Below are 18,778 nucleotides of genomic sequence, written 5' to 3'. Positions count from 1 at the left end.
GAGAGGGATGGCCGTGGCGGGAACGCGGTTGCAGGCTTAGAAGCGCTGCTGGTACTTCATGTACATGAAGCGGCCGATGTCGAAGCCACCGTAGTAGGTGAAGCTGCTGTTCGGCTGGCTGTACATGATCGGACCCTGGTGGTTGAACACGTTGTTCACGCCCAGCGACACGGTGCCATCCCACGGCAGGCTGTAGCGCACCTGCAGGTCGTGGAAGGTGTTGGAGCCCACCTTGTTGGTTGGCGAGGCGCTGGTGTACGACGAGTTGAAGCCCGGCATGTTGCATTCGTCCATGTACGAGCACTTCTCCTTCATGCTGGAGTAGTAGCGCGCGGTCCAGCCGATGCCGAGGTCGCCGTACTGCCAATCCAGGTTGAAGGTGGAACGCACGCGGAAGTCGCCGGCCCAACCGGTACGCTGTTCCACCGGGGTGGTGGCGGCGCTGTCGTTGCGCTGCTCCAGGTAATCGGTATAGGTGGTGTTCCAGTTGACGGCGAACTTGCCGAACGCGGTTTCCGGCAGGCGGTAACGCACGTTGATGTCATAGCCGGCGGTTTCGCGGTAGCCCGCGTTGACCAGCGAGCGGTCCAGCGAGTTGACTTGGCCGTTGCTGCCACGAGTGAAGCGGCCACAGGCAGCATCCGACGCCTGCACGTAGCACTGTTCCAGGATGTTGGTGGCCGACTCACCGACGATGGCGTTGTCGATGCGGATCTTCCACCAGTCCAGGCTGACGTCCAGGCCCTGCACGAAGTCCGGGCTGTAGACCAGGCCCACGGTCCAGGTCTTGGCGGTTTCCGGCTTCAGGTCCGGGTTGGAACCCGAGCTGAAATCGGTGGTGGCCTGCTGGCCGGGCTTGGTGGCCACGCTGCCATCGCTGTTGAGCTGGCGGAAGTTGGCCGGCACCTTCAGCGCCTGGCAACGGGCAGCGACGGCCGGGCTGGTGGCGGCGGTGCCGAAGGAGGTATCGCACGGGTCGGTGAACGAGTCGCGGCTGCTGACGGTGCCGCCGTACAGGTCATCCACGGTCGGCGCACGGAAGCCGGTGCCGTAGGTGGCGCGCACCAGCAGGCTGTCGATCGGCTTCCACTTCAGGCCGAACTTGCTGTTGGTGGTGGAACCGAAGTTGTTGTAGTCCGAGTAGCGACCGGCCACGTCCAGCGACAGTTCGCGGGCGAACGGCAGGTCGGCCAGCAGCGGCACCTGCAGTTCCAGGTAGACCTCGTTGAGCGAGTAGTTGCCGCGGGTCGGCTGGCCGCTGGTGCCGGCGATCTCGCCCTTCTGCACCTTCATGTCCGGCGTGTAGCTGGCCTCCTCGCTGCGGTGCTCGAAGCCCATCGCGGCCAGGATGTCGCCGGCCGGCAGGGTGAACAGCGAACCGGAGATGTTGCCGCTGGCGACCTTGGTGGTGCTCTGCATCTTGTCGACGAAGCGGGTGAACAGGTAGTCCTGCACGTCCTGGTTGCTCAGCGAGCCCGGGCCGGTGTAACCCATCGGGGCGGCCGGGTTCCACGGCACGCAGCCGGTGATAACCGCGCCCGGCGCACCGCAACGGGCCACGTTTCCGTCCATGAAGGACGGGCCGACGGCCAGGTTGACGTGCGGCTGGTACATGCTGCCGCTACCGATGCGCTCGCCTTCGTTGCGGTTGTACATGTAGTTGATGTTCCAGTCCCAGTACCGCGAACCGGTTTCGAAGCTGCCTTCCAGGCCGATGCTGGCGCGCTTGGTTTCCAGGTTGTTCTCGGTGCCGCGCGGCAGTTCCTCGGTGCGGTGCGCGAACAGCGCATCCTGGCCCCACAGGTTGAACGCGCTGTCCTTGGACAGGGCGGCACGGCTGCCATTGCGGGCCTGCGCGGCGCTGACCGAGTACGGGTAGCCGGCCAGGTGCTTGGTCGACTCGCGCTTGCTGTACAGCGCGTCGGCGACGATGCGCAGGTTGTCAGTGATCGAGAAGCCACCGTTGGCGAACACCGAGGTGCGCTCCAGGCCGGTCAGCAGGCTCATGTTCGACTTGGTGTTGGCACCATCGGCCGGGTCCGGCGCATGGAAGTTGCCGGCCTTGCTCGGGTCGCCGCCCGGACCCACGGTCAGGTTCTTGCCACCGACGGTGACGTAGCCCCACGGCGTGTTGCCGTTGAGGCCATCGTTCGGGTGGCGCGGGCCGTTGGTGTAACGGCTGAACTCGCGGTCCTTGCCCAGCACCTCGTCTTCCTTGGTGCGCTCGGCGCCCACGCTGAACCAGCCGCGTTCGAAGGTCTTGCCGAAAGTCGCGCTGTAGGCGCGCTTCTGGCCGTCACCCTGGCCGTACTGGCCGACATAGACGCTGGCTTCGCCACCATCGAAATTCTTGCGGGTGATGATGTTGACCACACCGGCGATGGCATCGGAGCCGTACAGCGCGGAGGCGCCGTCGGTCAGCACTTCCACGCGCTCGACGATGGACGACGGGATCGAGGCCAGGTCGGAGTAGCCGCCGGCACTGACGCCCATGCGGCGGCCGTCGATCAGCACCAGGCTGCGTTCCGGGCCGAGGTTGCGCAGGCTGACGTACATGCCGCCGAAATCGCGCGAAGAAGTCAGCGACGAGGCGCGGCTCATGCTCGGCGCACCGGCGGCAGGAATGTCCTGCAGGATGTCGGCGACGTTGACGTAACCCTTCTTCTCGATCTCGGCGCGGTTGAGCGCGACCACCGGCTGTGCGGTTTCGACACTGGCCTGGCGGATGCGCGAGCCGGTGATTTCGATGCGGTCGAGGTTGGTAGGGGTATCGCCGGCGCTCTGTGCGAAGGCGGGGGCGGTGCAGCTGGCGGCCAGCGCGATGACGATCGCGTTGCGCAGCGGATTGGTTTTCAGGGACATCCGTGAAATCTCGTGTTTCAGTAAAAACATGCGCCCGTTCTATGGGCGCGTGGGGTGCTGCAAACCAACGTGGGGGGCGCGATTCTAGAATGTTTCCATTCGTAACTGTTTGTCTCGACGCCGCTGGAAGTGCGCGAAGATGAATCGCAACCAACAATCCACAGATGCACTGTGCGCAGCGTCACGCGCGCTGCGTTTGCGATGAGCAGAGGCATCGATAGCGGCGGGTTTCCTGCAATCTGTAGCAGTGCATGTGCGCAGGCATCCATCCACGCATGGCGTGGATCTACTGCATCGAGATCGGGGTCAGATCCCTTCGCGTAGCGAAGGGATCTGACCCCGCCAACGAAAAAGGGACGGAGCCTTCGCTCCGTCCCCTGCGTGATGCGCAGTCCACCGCTGCATGATGCTCAGGTTTCGCGCAGCGCCGTGGTGATCGGCAAACGCGCCGCGCGCAGCGCCGGGAAAAGGCCGCCGACCAGGCCGATGCCCAGTGCCCATTTCAGGCCGGTCCACAGCAGTTCCGGTGATACGTGGAACTTGAACACCACCGCGCTGAAGTTGCTGCCGATGGTGGACACGCTGTAGCCATTGAACAGCAGCCATGCAACCGCACAGCCGAGCAGGCCACCGAGCAGCGCCAACAGCATCGTTTCCAGCATCACCGCCGTCACCACCGGCAGGCCGCGGAAGCCGATCGCACGCATGGTGGCGATTTCGCGGGCGCGCGTGGCCACGGCCGCATACATGGTGTTGAGCGCGCCGAACACCGCACCGACCGCCATGATCGTGCCGATCACCTTGCCCAGGATGTCGATCAGCTTGGTCAGCCCGCCGCCCTGCTTGCTGTAGTAGACGCGGGTGGTTTCCACGTCCAGCTTCAGGCGTGGGTCGGCAGCGACGGCCGCCTTGAACTGATCGAAGCCGGCCTTGCCATCGGTACGCACGCTGATCGACTGCCAGGCACTGCGCTGGTAGGTGGTGGCCAGCGTATCGGCGTCGGTCCACAGTTCCGAATCATGCGCATCGCCAGTGGCGAACACACCGACCACGGTCCAGGTCTGGTTGCCCAGCGTCAGCGTCCTACCGACCTCCATGTCGCGGAACTGGCCCTTGGCGCCCTGGCCGACCACGATCTCGCGCAGCCCGGTGGCGAACTTGCGGCCCTCAACGATCTTGACCTTGTCATGCACCGCCCACGCCTGCGGGCCGACGCCGCGGAACTGGGCGTTGACGTCGGTGCCATCGGACTTGGACACCAGGTTGACCACCTGCGACAGTTCCGGTGACAACAACGGCCGGCCCTGCGCATCGCGGCTGATGCCGGGCAGGGTGGACAGCATGGGTACCTGCTCGCGGGTGATCACCGAGTTGGTCTCGGCCTGCGAGCCACCGCGCAGCACGATGGCAGTGGTGTCATCGCCGGTGTTGTTGAGCGTGGCCTGGAAGCCTTCGCCCATCGCCAGCATCGCCACCAGCACGCCGACCACGCCGGCAATGCCGACCACGATCACCGAGGACGCGCCCCAGCGTTGCGGCAGGCTGGCCACGCCGATGCGGGTGGCGGCCAACGCCAGCCGTCCACCGCGGGTCAGCAGCAGCCACAGCGTTACCAGCACGGCCACGGCCAGCACGCCAAACCACGGCAGCCCGATCCACAACACCAGGCCGATCGCAAGCAGCAGCACGGTTACGCCGTTGCCCAGCCATTTCTTGAGCTTGTTCATCTGCAATCCTCCTCAGCGGCCGGCCAGTGCATCGACGATCTTCAGGCGCTTGGCACGCAGCGCGGGCAGCAGCCCGACGATGATGCCGATCACTACGATCAGGCCCAACCCCATCAGCCAGGTCGGCGTTGGTACGTGTGGCGGCAGCATGCCCATGCTCTTCGGGCCGATCGCCGGCAGGATCAGGGCGGCCAGGCCCATGCCGATCAGGCCACCGAGGCCGATCAGCAGCACCGATTCCACCATCACCAGGGTCAGCACGGTGCTGTCCTTGAAGCCCAGCGTTTTCAGCGTGGCCAGCTCCGGCACGCGCTCGCGCACGGCCTGCGCCATGGTGTTGCCGGTCAACAGCAGCAGGGTGAAGAACACCGCGCCCATGATCGAGGTGACGATCATGCCGATATCCGCGAACTGCTTGACGAAGGCCTGCTGGAACGCCGATTCGGTCTGGGTCTTGGTCTCGTGGTCGGAGTTGGCCGAGATCGCATCGATCGCCTGTGCCACCCGCGAAGAGTGGTCCGGGTTGTCCAGCGTCACCGTGTACCAGCTCACCTGGTTCTTGATGTAGTCGTTGGATTCGTCGAAGTACTTCCAGTTCATCATCAGCTGGCGTTCTTCATTGGCGGCCAGCGCGCGGTCCTTGGAGCGGTAGACGCCCTTGAGCACCAGTGGCCAGTCATTGCTGCCGCCACGCGGGAAGATCGTCGCCTGCAGCGGGATGGTATCGCCGATCTTCCAGCCGAACTGCTTGGCCAGGGTTTCGCCGACGATGGCGCCGGTGCGGGTCTGCTTCCAGTCCTCCAGCTGTGCCGGATCGATCTGCAGCTCGCGGTAGACATCGAAGTAGTTGGGTGACACCGAGAAGTTCGGGAAGAAGTTCTTCGGGTCCTGGTAGATGCCACCAAACCACATGCCATAAGCCACGTCACGGACACCGGCTACCTGGCGCACCTGTGCTTCCAGCCGGATCGGCAGCGACTGGGTGATCGACAGCCGCGAGGCCACGATCAGCCGGTTGGCACCTTCCACGCTGCCACCCGACGAGAACGCCACCCGCACCGAATCGAGCATGCCGAACAGCAGGAACGCGGCCACCACCGACAGCAGGGTCAGCAGGGTGCGGGTACGGCTGCGGAACAGCTGTGCCCACACCAACGAGAAGTATTTCATCGCTGTGGCCTCCGTCAGTGGGCCAGCGGCGCGTCGGCCAGCTCGCCCTTGTCCAGGTGCACCGTGTGCGTGGCGTACTCGGCGGCCTTCGGGTCATGGGTGACCATGATGATGGTCTTGCCGTGCTCGCGGTTGAGCTGCTGCAACAGGCCGAGGATCTCCTCGGCCGATTGGCGGTCGAGGTCGCCGGTCGGTTCGTCGCAGATCAGGAAGGTCGGGTCGGAGACGATCGCGCGGGCGATCGCCACGCGCTGCTGCTGGCCGCCGGACAGTTCATTCGGGCGATGGCTGCGGCGGTCGGCCAGGCCCACCAGGGTCAGCGCGATCTCGGCATTGCGGCGGCGCTGCGCCGCGCTGAGGTGGGTCAGCAGCAGTGGCAGTTCCACGTTCTTCTGCGCGGTCAGCATCGGCATCAGGTTGTAGAACTGGAACACGAAGCCAACGTGGTGGCTGCGCCAGGTCGACAGCTGGCTACCGCTCATCTGGTCGATGCGCTCGCCTTCGATGCTGATTTCGCCGCCACTGGGGTTGTCCAGCCCACCGATCAGGTTGAGCAGGGTGGTCTTGCCCGAGCCGGACGGGCCCATCAGCGCAACGAAGTCGCCGCTGGCGATGTCCAGGTCGATGCCGTGCAGCACCTGCACTTGCTCGGGGCCACGCTGGTAGGTCTTGGTGATGTTGCGCAGTGAAACCAGGGTCGACATGGGTGGTTCTCCACGGAAGGCGGGAAACGGGGAAGCGCACCTGCGGTGGCTGCGGGCGTGCGTCGAGCGGTGTTGCCGGCGGCGCCCATGGGCGCCAGGCCGTTACTGCGCTTGTTTCTGTTGCACCTTGGCGCCATCGCGCAGGGTGTCCGGCGGGTTCACCACCACCGGCTCACCTGCGCTCACGCCCTTGAGGATCTGGCGGTCCTCGCCCATCGCCTGGCCGGCCTCGACCGTGCGCTGCTGCACGCGGTTCCCGTCACCCAGCACGAAGGCCACCGAGGCACCGTCGCGCTGGACCACGGCGCCGCCCGGCACGCGCACGCCCTGCGGCTTGGCTGCGGCCTGCGGCTGCGCCTGTTCCAGGAAGCTGACCCGCACGCCCATCTCCGGCACGATGCGCGGGTCTTTCACCTTCAGCGCCACGCGCACCTTCACCGTGGCCTTGCCGCGGTCGGCGGTGGGGATGATGGCGATGACCTCGCCGGGAATCTTCCACTCCGGATAAGCGTTGAGCGTGGCTTCCACCGGCATCTTCGGTTGCACGCGGCCGATGAAGGCCTCGCCGACCTCGACTTCGATCTCCAGCGAGTCCATGTCGACGATGGTGCCGATGCCGGTACGGGTGAAGCCACCACCCGCCGACAGCGGCGAAACGATCTCACCGGGCTGCGCCGCCTTGGCGGTGACCACTCCGGAGAACGGCGCGCGCACGATGTTGTTGTCCACGCCCAGATCGGCGATGGCCAGCTGGTCGTTGGCAACCTTGACGTTGCGCTGCGCGGTATCCAGCTGCGCACGCAGGCTGTCGCGCTGGGCCACGGCCTGGTCGTACTGCGAGCGCGAGACCAGCTGCTGGCCAACCAGCGCCTGCAGGCGGCTGGCTTCGGCGGCGGTCTGCCTCTGCTGCGCCTCCAGCCCGGCGACCTGGCTGCGTGCGGCCTGCAGCTGCGAGGCGTACAGGCTGCGCTGCGCGTCGGCATCGATCGGGTCGAGCGTGGCCATCACCTGGCCAGCCTCGACCCGCATGCCTTCTTCGATCATCACCTCGCGCACCTTGCCGGTGATCTTGGCCGATACCGTGGCCATGCGCCGGGCGACCACGTAGCCACTGGCGTCGAGCACCGAGCTGCTGGCGCTGCCCTGCTGGATGGTCACGGCGGGAGCGGTTTCCACCTCTACGGCCGGTGCGCGACCGAACAGGTAGGCCACGGCCGCGGCGACCAGCAGCACGACCACGATGATCGCGATCCACAACCCGCGGCGGCCACCGCCATTGCCTCCGGCGGCCGGCGGCGGCGACTTGCGGTCGATACGGAGTTCCTTCAACAGCTCGGCAGAAGCGTTCATTCGTTCCATCACATGCGTTCGGGCGGGTGTGGCCGGAAGCGCGGACGACGGCGGTTCCGGCGGTGGAGCGTGCGGCACAGCATGAAGGCAGGCACAGCGAAGACGGCAGTGACAGCTGTCATCCGATGACACTGACGGCGGCAACTGCGAAATGTGACCACGGCGGCACAGGATGGCAACGTTCCCGCTACCGGTACTGCCCATGGATCCGATCGCCCCATTGCCGGCCCGCCGCAGCGGCGCCGCCAAGCGTACCGTGATCTGCGCTCGGTTGCGCCGGTGCCGCCCAGCCGACGGTGGCGCCTGCGCGCAGGCGGCTGAACTGGCATGATCGGCGGCGATCGTCCCCGCCTGGAACCGCCCGTGCCGTCCATCTGGCTTGCCTCGCTGCTGCGCCCCGCGCCCGACTCGGCGGTGGCCGAGACGCTGCGCCGGGGAAAGTCCCCCTGGGGCGAGGCAATCCACCTGCTGTGGTCAGTGTGGATCTTCCTGACGCCCTTGCTTGGCCATGGCTTCACCCTGCGCTGGCTGCTGCTGACGCTGGCCAGCTATCCGGTGTTCCTGCTGCTGTACGCCAAGGTGATGGTGGCGCCGCGCCATCACGCTCCGCGCTATGCCCTGGGCCTGATCGCGATGTCGCTGGTGCTGCTGCCCTGGTACCCGTCTGGGCTGACCTACTTCGTGTTCGGCTGCGTGCTGCTGCGGGTGAGCGGTCGCGGCGGCTGGTGGCAGTATCTGCTGCAGCTCACTGGTCTGAACCTCCTGTTCTGCAGCCTCGCCCTGCTGTTCCAGTACCCGTGGCAGAGCCTGGTCTGGATCCCCGCCGTGTCCTATATCGTCGGCCTGGTCGTGAACGTGGAGGCACTCAACCAGCAGAAGGATGCGGCACTGCAGCTTTCGCAGGACGAGGTGCGGCGGCTAGCAGCCACCGCCGAGCGCGAACGCATCGGCCGCGACCTGCACGACCTGCTCGGCCACACCCTGTCGCTGATCACGTTGAAGCTGGAACTGGCGCGCAAGCTGCACGACCGCGGTGATGCACGCGCGCGGCAGGAGATCGGCGAGGCCGAGGCCATCGCCCGCGAGGCGCTGGCGCAGGTCCGAAGTGCGGTCACCGGTATCCGCGCCAGCGACCTGGCCGGCGAGCTGGCATCGGCGCGGCTGCTGCTGGAGTGCCAGCAGGTCCACCTTCAGTACGCTCCACCACCGGCGATGCCGGTGGATGTCGAACGCGGGCTGGCACTGGTGCTGCGCGAGGCCGCGACCAATATCGTGCGCCATGCACAGGCGACGCAGGCACGGGTGGAGTTCATGCTGGAGGGACGCATGCTGGCGATGCAGATCCGCGACGATGGTCGTGGCGGCGTGCAGGCGGAGGGCAATGGGTTGTGCGGCATGCGCGAACGCGTGGCCGCCCTGGGTGGAAGCCTGCAGGTGCAGTCCGCAAAGGGCGAGGGCACGGTGCTGACCGTGCGCGTGCCACTGGCCGCTGCGACCACACCGCTGCCGCCAGGCGTGCCGCCGTCGCTGGTGCAGGACGGTGCCGCATGATCCGCATCCTGCTGGCCGAAGACCAGGCGATGGTACGCGGCGCACTGTCGGCGCTGCTGGGCCTGGAAGCGGATATCGAAGTGCTGGGCAGCGCCGCGGACGGCGAAACCGCGTGGCGCATGCTGCAGCAGCTGCAGCCGGACATCCTGGTGACCGACATCGAGATGCCGGGCCTGTCCGGGTTGGAGCTTGCACAGCGCATCGCGCGTCACGAGCTGCCGATCAAGGTGGTGATCGTGACCACCTTCGCCCGCGCAGGTTTCCTGCGCCGCGCGCTGGAAGCCGGCGTGCTGGGTTACCTGCTGAAGGACGCACCGGCCGAGAACCTGGCCGAGGCACTGCGCAAGGTGAAGCAGGGCATCCGCGCGATCGACCCGCAGCTGGCACTGGATGCGTGGTCGCAGGCCGACCCGCTGACCGACCGCGAGCGTCGCGTGCTGCGGCTGGCGGGTGAGGGCCGCACCGCCAGCGAGATCGCCGAGCAGTTGGGGCTGTCGGACGGCACGGTGCGCAACTATCTGTCCGAGTGCATCGGCAAGCTGGGCGTGGCCAATCGCATTGAGGCGTACCGGCTGGCGCGGCAGAAAGGGTGGTTGTAGCGGCGCCTTGCGTTTCCCGGTGATGTCATTTCCGCGACCGCGGAGGGGTGTCACTTTCTTTGCGCGCAAAGAAAGTAACCAAAGAAACGCTCCGCCGGCCGCGAGCCGCCGCTACGCGACGGTTCCCTGTGCTCCTCGGTCCGTCGAGGTACGGCGCGGGAACTCGCTGCGCTCAGACACCCGCGCCTCTTCGCCCTCGCCGGACCTGCGGTGCTCGGCTCGCTCAAGGCGGACTTGAAGGTCAAGATCAACAGCAAGAGCATCCACGCATGGCGTGGATCTACTGGGTGCAGCTTCTGCCTTTGACGTTGGTTCCGCCTTTTAGCGAGCCGAGCATCGCAGGGGAATCAGGGGCGCAGAGGCGCCGATGTCTGAGCGCAGCGAGTTCGGCGCCGGCCCCTGATTCACCGAGAAGCGCAGGGTACCGGCGCATAGCGCCGGCTCGCGTTCTGGCGGCGTGTTTCTTTGGTTACTTTCTTTGCGCGCAAAGAAAGTGACACCCCTCCGCGGTCGCGGAAACGATCCGCCGGGAACTCCCGGCGAACCCGATCATCACTCCTTCCCGCGCGCCATCGCCTGGAACACCCCGTCCCGCCGCACCCACAGGTGGAACAACGCCGCACCCACATGCATCAGCACCGTGGCGAACAACACATAGGCCAACAGGCTGTGCGCATTGCGCAGCGCGGCATACAGCGCCGGGGTATGCGGCACGATCGGCGGCAGGTGCAGCCCTCCCCACAGCACGATCGGGTATCCGCCGGCCGACAGCATTGCCCAGCCGATCAACGGCATCGCCAGCATCAGCGCGTACAGCATCCAGTGCGAGGCCTTGGCCGCTACCCCCTGCCAGACCGGCAGGTCGGCAGGCAGCGCCGGTGGGCGATGGCGCAGCCGGTTGTACAGGCGCAGCAGCGCCAGCAACAGGATCGCGATGCCCAGTGGGCGGTGCAGGTCGATCAGCGCGGGACGCAGGTGCAGCGAGGCGACCATGGTCACGCCGATGAACAGCATGGCGACGATCATCAGCGCCATGGACCAGTGCAGCACCCGCGCCAGCAGGTTGAAGTGGCCGTTGCCGGTGCTCATCGTGCGGCCTCCTTCGGTTGTTCGACGTTGCCGCTGGCGCGCTCGCGTTCACGGCGGTTGAAGGACTGCGAGTACACCGCCGAGCGGGCCGCCAGGATCGGATCATTACTGCCGCGCACCCCACTGGGCAGGATCAGCGGATCGAAGTTGATCTGGCCGCAGGCGCCTTCTTCCTGCGACTGCATGCGGTCCAGGCTGAGTACGCCCGCCACTACCTGGTCACGCGACTCGGGCCACGGCACCGACGGATCATCGATGGCATCGCCGGGCTCGGCGGTGGTCACGATCAGGTTCCAGCGCACCGGGCCGCGGGCCAGGCGCTGCTGCAGTTCCTGGCTGAGGAAATCGACGCTGGCCTGCTTGCGCGCTTCCGCATCCATCTCCACCACCGGCGCCAGCGGCTGCCAGCGCCAGCGCACCGCACGCTTCTGGCCCTGCGCATTGGTGAACCAGAAACTGTTGACGCTGTTGAAAGTGGTGTCGGCCCAGCTGCTGGTCCATGGCGCTGTCTTCGCCCACTGCTGGAACGCCTGCGCACTGGGGTATTTCGCCAGCACTGCCGCCATCTTCTGCGGGTCCGGCTTGCCGGTGGCCGGGTCGGGAATCGAGGCGCGCGTCTGCTCGTAGAACGCCTCGGCCGTGGGTACCGCGAAGAACGGGAAGCTGTTCATCGCCATGCGCCATTCCTGGCCATCATCGCTGACCATCTGCACCGCCAGGCTGCGCACGCGTGCGGTGTTGTCGGCGCCGTAGGGGTCGCCGCCACCGATTGACAGGCGGCCCATCACCGGCACCCGCGTCTGCGAGAACACCCGGGCACTGGACAGGGTAGGGGCCTGCGCGCTGGGTTCGAACCAGCCGCTTACGCAGATGCCCTTGCTGTGTGCACGGCGGAAGCCCGGATGGGCCGGGCCGGTGGCCTCGATGGTGTCGGTGAAGCGCTGCGCGGTGAGGCGGTCGCCCATCCAGCCGGCCAGCCAGGCGAAGGCCAGCACCACGGTTCCCAGGATGAGCGCGATCAGCGCGATCCAGAGCAGGGGGGAATGCTTGCGCGGTGCGCCCGGCGTCTGGCCGGAACGGGTGTAGCCGAAGAGCGACATGGTCGGAGTCCTGCCTTCACGGAGCGTGTGGGTGGTCGACCCACACATCCTCGCAGAACCCGGCCGAGGCCGAAATTCAATTTTTCGTCAGATTTGCCGGGGACGGCGTGCCGACCAAGGTCGGCATCCACCCGATCAGCTGTAACGCGCCTTCAGCATCGCCCAGGCCGAGCGCAGCGCCAGCGCTTCGCCACCGGCCGGACGGCCCGGGCGTTCGCCGTCGTTCCAGGCGTACACGTCCAGGTGCGCCCAGCGCTGGCTGTCTTCCAGGAAGCGCTCCAGGTACAGCGCGGCGGTCACCGAGCCGGCCATGCGCGAACCGGCATTGGCCAGGTCGGCGATGCCGCTGCTCAGATAGCGCAGGTAGGGGCGCCACAGCGGCATGCGCCAGACCGGGTCACGGGTTGCGTCGCCGGCCTGCAGCCACTGCTGCGCCACCGTGTCGTCGTTGCTGAAGAGCGCCGGCAGATCCGGACCCAGCGCGATGCGTGCGGCACCGGTGAGCGTGGCGAAATCCAGCACCAGGTCCGGCTTCTGCTCACCAGCGAAGGTCAGCGCGTCGCACAGGATCACGCGGCCTTCGGCATCGGTGTTGTCGATCTCCACGCTCAGGCCCTTGCGGGTGGCGATCACTTCGCCCGGGCGGAACGCATCCGGACCTATCGCGTTTTCCACCGCCGGCACCAGCAGGGTCAGCCGCACCGGCAGTCCGCGCGCCATCACCAGGCCGGCCAGGGCCAGCGCATGCGCGGCGCCGCCCATGTCCTTCTTCATGTTGCGCATGCCGTCGGCCGGCTTGATGTCCAGGCCGCCGGTATCGAAGCACACGCCCTTGCCGACCAGCACCAGTGCCGGGTCGGTTTCCTTGCCCCAGCGCAGCACCACCAGACGCGGCGCGCGGTGCGACGCGCGGCCCACGGCGTGGATGGCCGGGAAGTTCTGCTTCAGCAGTTCATCGCCGGTGATCGCCTCGACCTGCGCACCATGTGCATCGGCCAGTGCACGCGCGGCGTCTTCCAGCTGCTGCGGCCCCATGTCTTCGGTCGGGGTGTTGACCCAGTCGCGCACGCGCAGGCTGGCGGCGATCAGGTCGGCCACTTCGCCGGACGGTGCGGCCACCAGCTGCGCCGGGGCGCGGTTGCGCTTGCGGTAACGGTCGAAGCGGTAGCTGCCCAAACCCCAGCCCAGCTGCAGCAGCGCCTGTTCGGCAGCAGGCAGTTCATTGGCCAGCTGCCAGACACTGCCTTCCGGCAGCGCGTGCGGCGCATGCGCATAGCTGTAGGCATCGGCGCGATCACCCACACCCATCACCGCGCCGGCCAGGCCCTCACTGCCGGGCAGCAAAGCCACGCTGTGCGCACCGGCAGTGAAACCCTGCGAGGCCAGCCAGGCCTGGGTGGCGGCCGGTTGGCCTTGCTTCCAGGCGGCGAACTGCTCGCGGTCCAGCACGTACAGCGGCAGCGCTGCGGCGGTGTCGGCGGTGAAACCAGTGATCTCGCTCATGCGTCAGGTACTCCGGGATGCGGCGGCGTCGAGGTTGGCGTCCAACCAGTCGGCCAGGCCGGTGAGGGTGTCGAACTGCAGGTCCGGCTGCAGTTTCGGATGGGTCCAGGTGGCTGCTTCGCGGTTGATCCAGCACCCGCGCAGGCCGGCGGCGATCGCCCCGGCCACGTCCATTTCGGCGTGGTCGCCGACATGCAGCACCTGTGCCGGCGCCACACCCAGGCGGGTGCAGGCGGCATGGAAGATGCTTGCCTCCGGCTTGGCCGCGCCGTGTTCGCGCGCGCCCAGCTGGAAGGCGAAATGATGGGCCAGGCCGATCCGCTCCAGATCGGCATTGCCGTTGCTCAGTGCTGCCACCGGCACCCGCGCCGCAATCCTCGCCAGCGCATCGATCGCATCGGGATAGCACTCGACCTGGTTGCGCGCGGCGTAGAACGCTTCGTACGCTGGCTCCAGCAGATCGAGGCTGGCACCACTGGCGTGCAGCGCTTCGTGCAGGGTCAGCCGACGCAGCGCGCTCAGGTCGTGGTGGAGGTGCGGATGGGCGTGGTACAGGCGCTCGCGCAGTTCGCGCATCGCCGCCACCGGATACATCGCGGCGGTGGCGGGGCTGTGTTCACGCATCCACTCGTGCAGGACCAGGTCGATGCGGGCGCCAATCGGAGCGAACGGCCACAGCGTGTCGTCAAGGTCGAGAGTGATGGCTTGGACGGGGAAATTCACCCCTCCATTCTACGCCTGCCCGCGCGGGCTTTCATTCCAGCAGCCGTGCCCAGCCCTGCATGCCGTCCAGCCGTGCCAGTACCAGCTTGATGCAGACCAGCAGCGGCACCGCCAGCAGCAGGCCGATCATGCCCCAGGCCCAGCCGAACACCATCAGCGCCAGGATCAGCACCAGCGGCGACAGCTTCATGCGCCGGCCCAGCACGATCGGGGTCACCATCTGCCCTTCCAGAGTGTGCAGGGCCAGGTACGCGGCCGCCGGCAGCAGCGCCTGCAGCGGGTCGCGGAATTCCACGAAGCCCATCAGCAGCATCAGTGCCACCCCGATCAGCGGGCCGACGTACGGGGCAAAATTCAGCAGCGCGGCCACCGTGCCCCACAGCAGCGCCTCCTGCAGGCCGATGCCGAGCAGCATCAGCACGCCAGCGAACACCAGCCCGACCAGGGTGTTGATCACGCTGATGGTCAGCACATAGCGCGAGACCTCGCGCTCGATCGACCGCAGGATGTCGGCGGTGAAGCGCTGCTGCTGGCGGTTCGGGAACAGCGCGATCGCCGCGCGCTGCAGGCTCTGCCCGTAGATCATGAAGAACAGGGTCAGCAGCACCACGGCCAGCACCGAGGCGGCAAGCCGTGGCGCGCGGGTCAGCATGCGGTACGGGTCGTCGAGCTGGGTGCGGATCACCTGCACCTTGTGGTTGCTGTCGCCGCCGGCGACGCGCGCGAAGTTCTCCGCCGCCTGGTTGGCCTGCTGCACCGGCTTGGTCAGGTCCTGCACCTGGCGGGCCACCTTGCGCAGCTGCTGCGGGGCTTCCTGCGCCCATTCCATCGCCGGGCCGATCAATTGCACCGCCAGCGAACCGGTCACGCCCAGGCCGGCGCCGAGGACCAGCAGCGCGCCCAGCGCGCGCGGAATCCACAGTTTCTGCAGCAGGCGCAGGATCGGGTTGCCGACCAGCGCGAAGAACATCGCCAGCAGCACCGGCAGGATGATGTCCTGCGCCGCCCACAGCGTGTAGCCCACCGCCAGGGTCGCCAGCACCACCAGCGACATCGGCCCGCGTGGGCGAGACGGAGGCGGCAGCGGTGCCTCCGGGTCCTGCGGATCGGCTGGTGACAGGGACAGGGAGGACTCGCTCATCGACGCATCAGCCGGAAGGGGGAGCGCATTATCCGCCGGCCGCCATCGGCGCGGCGGATTCCATGGATCAACGTTCGGACAGTTCCGTGGCCGCCTCGGCCGGGCGCGGTTCGCGCAGGTCCGGTTCCGGCTCCGGCACAGCTCGCGCTGCCGGTGCGGGCCGTGCTTCAGCGGCGGAGGCCGCTGCCTGTGCCTGTTCGCTGGCGTTGTCGGCTTCTTCGGCCGCATCGTCGGCGGTGGCCGCCGCCTGCGCCGCCATCGCCGTGGCGAACGCCGCCTGCGCACTGGCGAACAGGTTCGAGACCGAACCGACCATCTGCAGCCAGCGCGCACCGTTGACCTTGCCCGGCATTTCCAGCTTGCCGGCAATGAAGCCACCGGCAAGGCCCACCACCACGATGCGCAGTGGCGACCAGCCCTGGCGCCAGACCTGGCTGAGCGTGGACCAGTGGTCCTGGGTCTCGACCAGACGCACGGTCACCACCTGTTCGCAGCGCTTCACCCGCCGCTGCAGCGCACCGAACTTCATGGCTTGCCCTCTGGCAGCTGCACATCGGCATCGGGGTCGTCTTCGCTGGGCTCGTCGAACAGGCCCAGGCGGGACAGCTGGCGCCGGGTGGCGTGCATGCCGGTGTGGTGGAAGAAGTAGGACACCCGCCAGATCGCATAACCGGTGACGGCCAGGCTCAGCAGCGAGGTGATCAGCAGGGCCTGTAGCCAGCTCAGGCCCCAGCTTTGCAGCAGGGCGATGAGGGTGGCGGCCATCAGCAGCCAGGCCGACGCACCAAATACGATCGCTACCCCGGCCCAGGCCAGTGCACGGCCGAATGCGCTGCGAGCCAGCGCGAAGTCGGCCGAGGCCAACCGGCGCAGCGAACGCAGCGAGTGCTTGGCCGAGTCGGCAGCGGCACGACCGGCCGCGCCGACCTGGCGGATGCTCTCATCCAGCGGCGGGGTAGCCGCCGGATCAGGGGCTTGCGCGTTGTCTTCGCTCACGCCGCGGCTTACTTGTCGCTGCTGCCGCGGGCCAGCTTGGCGATGATCCAGCCGGCAGCGAAGGCCACGCCGAACGAGGCCAGCGGACGCTCACGGATCAACTCGGCGGCGCTGTCGATCAGGTCCTTGCCCTTGTCCATCAGTGCATCGACCTGTTCCTTGGCGGCGGCACCACCAAACTCGGCAGCGGCCAGGCCGGACAGCGCGCTATCGGACAGTTCAGCCTTGACGTTGGCCTTGCCGATGCGCAGTTCGTCGGTGGCGGCACCGGTGGCGCCCTTGATCGCACCGCCGGCGGCGCTGGCGGCCTGCTTCAGGTGGGAACCGGCTTCACCCAGGTGTTCCTTCAGGTTCTCGGTATTGGTGGGGCTCATCGAATCACTCCTGTTGCGATGGGGGAACGGGTGTCGGCGGTGCCGACCTGGACGGACAGCAATAGCATTGCCGGGGTATAGGGGGTGTTACGGCAGGGCGATCAGCGCATCACGAGCTGGCCCTGCTGCTGGCCATTGTTGCGCAGCACGCGCACCACCAGGGTCGGCGGGCGCTGCTGGAAATTGGCACGCCAGCTGGCCAGGTCGGCGAATTCGCCCACGGTGGCGTCGGTGATGATGTCGCCCTGCTGCAGGCCGTTGCTGGCGGCGCGGCTGCCGCGCTTGACCTCGCTGACCAGCACGCCGCCGACCCCCGACTGCCGCAGTGACTCGGGCAGGTCGACGAAGGTCGCACCGGTCAGGCGCGGGTCCAGGCTCTCACCGGTGACCGCGCGCGCCTGTTCCTTCAGCGTCGCCTTGATCTGCAGTGGCTTGCCTTCGCGGCGTACGTCCAGCGTCATCGCGCTGCCGACGGCCGCCAGGCCTTCCACGTTGTGCAGGGCCTCGGCGCTGTCCACGCGCTGGCCGTTGGCCGACACCACCACGTCGCCCGGTTTCAGCCCGGCTGCGGCGGCGGCCGAACCGGCCAGCACGCGGGTGATCAGCGCACCGCGGGTTTCGCCCAGGCCCAGGCCCTGCGCGATCTGCGCGGTCAGGTTCTGGCTTTCCACGCCCAGCGTGCCGCGCACCACAACGCCGTGCTTGACCAGCTGATCGACCACGCTGCGCGCCAGGTTGGAAGGAATCGCCAGGCCCAGGCCGATGTTGCCGGCCATGCTGCCCTGCGGGTTGAAGCTGGCGGTATTGATGCCGACCAGCTGGCCTTGCAGGTCGACCAGCGCGCCACCGGAGTTGCCCGGATTGATCGACGCATCGGTCTGGATGAAGTTCTGGTAGCCCAGCCCGCGGATGCCGCTGCGGCCCACCGCCGAGACGATGCCGGACGTGACCGTCTGGCTGAAGCCGAACGGGTTGCCGATGGCCACCACGAAGTCGCCTACGCGCAGCTGGTCGCTGTTGCCGAGCTTGATGTCGGTCAGGTTCTGCGCCGGAATGCGGATCAGCGCGATGTCGGTATCGCGGTCCGAACCGAGGAATTCGGCCTTGACCGTGCGCCCGTCGGCCAGTGTCACCTGTACGTCATCGGCGTTGTCGATGACATGGTGATTGGTCAGTACCAGGCCTTCCTTGGCGTCGATGATCACGCCCGAGCCCAGCGATTCGTTGATGCGTTCCTGCGGGATGTCCGGGAACAGGCGGCGGAAGAACGGGTCGTTGAAGAAGGGGTTGCGCACGCGCACCACTTGCTTGGTATTGACACTGACCACCGCCGGCATTGCCTTTTCCAGCATCGGTGCCAGCGACGGTACCGCCTGACCGGCCACCGAAGCCGGCAAGGCCGCCGTGGTCGGCAACACCGCCGGCAGCGGCGCGGCGTCGGCACGGTTGTCCATGTGGGCATTGATGCCGGTGGCAACGAAGCCACCGAAGGCGGCGGCGATTGCGAGCGTGAGCAGGGTAGGAAGCGGTCGCATGGGAGTCGGTTCGCTGGCGTGGGTGGGGGCGGTACGGCCCTACGGTAGAACAAGCTGAATGAGTGTGTCGCGATCTGGATAAATGCGCCATGAAAACGGGTGCCTCGAAGGGGGGGCGCAGGGGCCAAAACGCGGTTGTGGCGACACCCGGGCAGGTGATGGGTGCGGCACTCAAGGCCAACGCGCGCCGCACTGGCACAGGCGGATACGTGCGCAGTTCCGCGCAGGCGGGCGCCGCAATGCGCCACGACGGATGCCGGACGCTGCCTCCGTGCACGTGCGCGCGACGACGGTCAGACAATGCTGGGTTCGCGTAGCGCAGCACTGAAAAAAAGGGGTTTGCTGCGAACCGAA

The 18,778-nt window shown here is 67.3% G+C and carries 16 protein-coding genes; 2 read left to right on the top strand and 14 right to left on the bottom strand.

All coding sequences use genetic code 11. The features are described 5' to 3' along the window. Positions 1-36 precede the first annotated feature (36 nt). The 5 genes from AC5P5V_RS04465 to AC5P5V_RS04445 all read right to left on the bottom strand — a co-directional run bounded on the left by AC5P5V_RS04465 (position 37) and on the right by AC5P5V_RS04445 (position 7,813). Positions 37-2,862 (bottom strand): TonB-dependent receptor, encoded by a 2,826-nt coding sequence (locus AC5P5V_RS04465; protein WP_134969087.1) that lies wholly within the window; start codon positions 2,860-2,862, stop codon positions 37-39. Positions 2,863-3,272: 410 nt separating this feature from the next. Next, positions 3,273-4,589 (bottom strand): ABC transporter permease, encoded by a 1,317-nt coding sequence (locus AC5P5V_RS04460; protein ID WP_061478766.1) that lies wholly within the window; start codon positions 4,587-4,589, stop codon positions 3,273-3,275. Positions 4,590-4,601: 12 nt separating this feature from the next. Next, on the bottom strand, positions 4,602-5,759 hold the full coding sequence (locus AC5P5V_RS04455) for an ABC transporter permease (protein ID WP_061478765.1): 1,158 nt from the start codon (positions 5,757-5,759) through the stop codon (positions 4,602-4,604). A gap of 14 nt (positions 5,760-5,773) precedes the next feature. Beyond that, a complete protein-coding gene (locus AC5P5V_RS04450) occupies positions 5,774-6,463 on the bottom strand; it encodes an ABC transporter ATP-binding protein (RefSeq protein ID WP_134969086.1) in 690 nt (229 codons plus the stop codon). Between the two features lie 102 nt (positions 6,464-6,565). Further along, positions 6,566-7,813 (bottom strand): efflux RND transporter periplasmic adaptor subunit, encoded by a 1,248-nt coding sequence (locus AC5P5V_RS04445; protein ID WP_231352481.1) that lies wholly within the window; start codon positions 7,811-7,813, stop codon positions 6,566-6,568. Between the two features lie 327 nt (positions 7,814-8,140). On the opposite strand from AC5P5V_RS04445, the gene AC5P5V_RS04440 reads away from it, so the two are divergent. Both AC5P5V_RS04440 and AC5P5V_RS04435 read left to right on the top strand, forming a co-directional pair. Then, positions 8,141-9,364 (top strand): sensor histidine kinase, encoded by a 1,224-nt coding sequence (locus tag AC5P5V_RS04440; RefSeq protein WP_111201147.1) that lies wholly within the window; start codon positions 8,141-8,143, stop codon positions 9,362-9,364. Then, positions 9,361-9,963: a response regulator transcription factor gene (locus tag AC5P5V_RS04435; protein WP_231352482.1), complete on the top strand. Its 603-nt coding sequence runs from the start codon at positions 9,361-9,363 to the stop codon at positions 9,961-9,963. The genes AC5P5V_RS04440 and AC5P5V_RS04435 overlap by 4 nt, the downstream gene beginning before the upstream one ends. Before the next feature lie 552 nt (positions 9,964-10,515). Here the strand turns inward: AC5P5V_RS04435 and AC5P5V_RS04430 are convergent. From AC5P5V_RS04430 to AC5P5V_RS04390, 9 genes are all read right to left on the bottom strand, one after another. After that, positions 10,516-11,052 (bottom strand): cytochrome b, encoded by a 537-nt coding sequence (locus tag AC5P5V_RS04430; RefSeq protein ID WP_005420561.1) that lies wholly within the window; start codon positions 11,050-11,052, stop codon positions 10,516-10,518. Next, positions 11,049-12,152, bottom strand: a complete 1,104-nt coding sequence (locus AC5P5V_RS04425; RefSeq protein WP_134968601.1) for a catalase family peroxidase — start codon at positions 12,150-12,152, stop codon at positions 11,049-11,051. Before AC5P5V_RS04425 ends, AC5P5V_RS04430 begins: the two co-directional genes overlap by 4 nt. A 135-nt stretch (positions 12,153-12,287) precedes the next feature. Continuing rightward, positions 12,288-13,655: a leucyl aminopeptidase family protein gene (locus AC5P5V_RS04420; protein ID WP_134968600.1), complete on the bottom strand. Its 1,368-nt coding sequence runs from the start codon at positions 13,653-13,655 to the stop codon at positions 12,288-12,290. Positions 13,656-13,658: 3 nt separating this feature from the next. Further along, entirely contained in the window at positions 13,659-14,378 is a 720-nt protein-coding gene (locus tag AC5P5V_RS04415; RefSeq protein WP_053499497.1) for an HAD family hydrolase, read from the bottom strand. Between the two features lie 31 nt (positions 14,379-14,409). After that, positions 14,410-15,519: an AI-2E family transporter gene (locus AC5P5V_RS04410; RefSeq protein ID WP_061478760.1), complete on the bottom strand. Its 1,110-nt coding sequence runs from the start codon at positions 15,517-15,519 to the stop codon at positions 14,410-14,412. A gap of 67 nt (positions 15,520-15,586) precedes the next feature. Next, positions 15,587-16,048 carry a hypothetical protein gene (locus tag AC5P5V_RS04405; protein ID WP_061478759.1) on the bottom strand — a complete coding sequence of 154 codons (462 nt, stop codon included), beginning with the start codon at positions 16,046-16,048 and terminating at the stop codon, positions 15,587-15,589. Beyond that, positions 16,045-16,515: a phage holin family protein gene (locus AC5P5V_RS04400; RefSeq protein ID WP_004153834.1), complete on the bottom strand. Its 471-nt coding sequence runs from the start codon at positions 16,513-16,515 to the stop codon at positions 16,045-16,047. Before AC5P5V_RS04400 ends, AC5P5V_RS04405 begins: the two co-directional genes overlap by 4 nt. Positions 16,516-16,523: 8 nt before the next feature. Beyond that, on the bottom strand, positions 16,524-16,889 hold the full coding sequence (locus tag AC5P5V_RS04395) for a hypothetical protein (RefSeq protein ID WP_010486932.1): 366 nt from the start codon (positions 16,887-16,889) through the stop codon (positions 16,524-16,526). 101 nt (positions 16,890-16,990) lie between these two features. After that, on the bottom strand, positions 16,991-18,424 hold the full coding sequence (locus AC5P5V_RS04390) for a Do family serine endopeptidase (protein WP_019661805.1): 1,434 nt from the start codon (positions 18,422-18,424) through the stop codon (positions 16,991-16,993). Positions 18,425-18,778 lie beyond the last annotated feature (354 nt).

This window comes from Stenotrophomonas sp. YJH_SMC_130 (genome assembly GCF_059369035.1).
This window is presented reverse-complemented; position numbering and strand designations above follow the sequence as displayed.

Coding starts and splice junctions, on each gene's coding strand:
- AC5P5V_RS04445 (WP_231352481.1), bottom strand. CDS start 7,813: ATGAACGCTTCTGCCGAGCTGTTGAAGGAACTCCGTATCGACCGCAAG.
- AC5P5V_RS04430 (WP_005420561.1), bottom strand. CDS start 11,052: ATGAGCACCGGCAACGGCCACTTCAACCTGCTGGCGCGGGTGCTGCAC.
- AC5P5V_RS04425 (WP_134968601.1), bottom strand. CDS start 12,152: ATGTCGCTCTTCGGCTACACCCGTTCCGGCCAGACGCCGGGCGCACCG.
- AC5P5V_RS04440 (WP_111201147.1), top strand. CDS start 8,141: ATGATCGGCGGCGATCGTCCCCGCCTGGAACCGCCCGTGCCGTCCATC.
- AC5P5V_RS04465 (WP_134969087.1), bottom strand. CDS start 2,862: ATGTCCCTGAAAACCAATCCGCTGCGCAACGCGATCGTCATCGCGCTG.
- AC5P5V_RS04405 (WP_061478759.1), bottom strand. CDS start 16,048: ATGAAGTTCGGTGCGCTGCAGCGGCGGGTGAAGCGCTGCGAACAGGTG.
- AC5P5V_RS04410 (WP_061478760.1), bottom strand. CDS start 15,519: ATGAGCGAGTCCTCCCTGTCCCTGTCACCAGCCGATCCGCAGGACCCG.
- AC5P5V_RS04420 (WP_134968600.1), bottom strand. CDS start 13,655: ATGAGCGAGATCACTGGTTTCACCGCCGACACCGCCGCAGCGCTGCCG.
- AC5P5V_RS04390 (WP_019661805.1), bottom strand. CDS start 18,424: ATGCGACCGCTTCCTACCCTGCTCACGCTCGCAATCGCCGCCGCCTTC.
- AC5P5V_RS04450 (WP_134969086.1), bottom strand. CDS start 6,463: ATGTCGACCCTGGTTTCACTGCGCAACATCACCAAGACCTACCAGCGT.
- AC5P5V_RS04435 (WP_231352482.1), top strand. CDS start 9,361: ATGATCCGCATCCTGCTGGCCGAAGACCAGGCGATGGTACGCGGCGCA.
- AC5P5V_RS04460 (WP_061478766.1), bottom strand. CDS start 4,589: ATGAACAAGCTCAAGAAATGGCTGGGCAACGGCGTAACCGTGCTGCTG.
- AC5P5V_RS04455 (WP_061478765.1), bottom strand. CDS start 5,759: ATGAAATACTTCTCGTTGGTGTGGGCACAGCTGTTCCGCAGCCGTACC.
- AC5P5V_RS04395 (WP_010486932.1), bottom strand. CDS start 16,889: ATGAGCCCCACCAATACCGAGAACCTGAAGGAACACCTGGGTGAAGCC.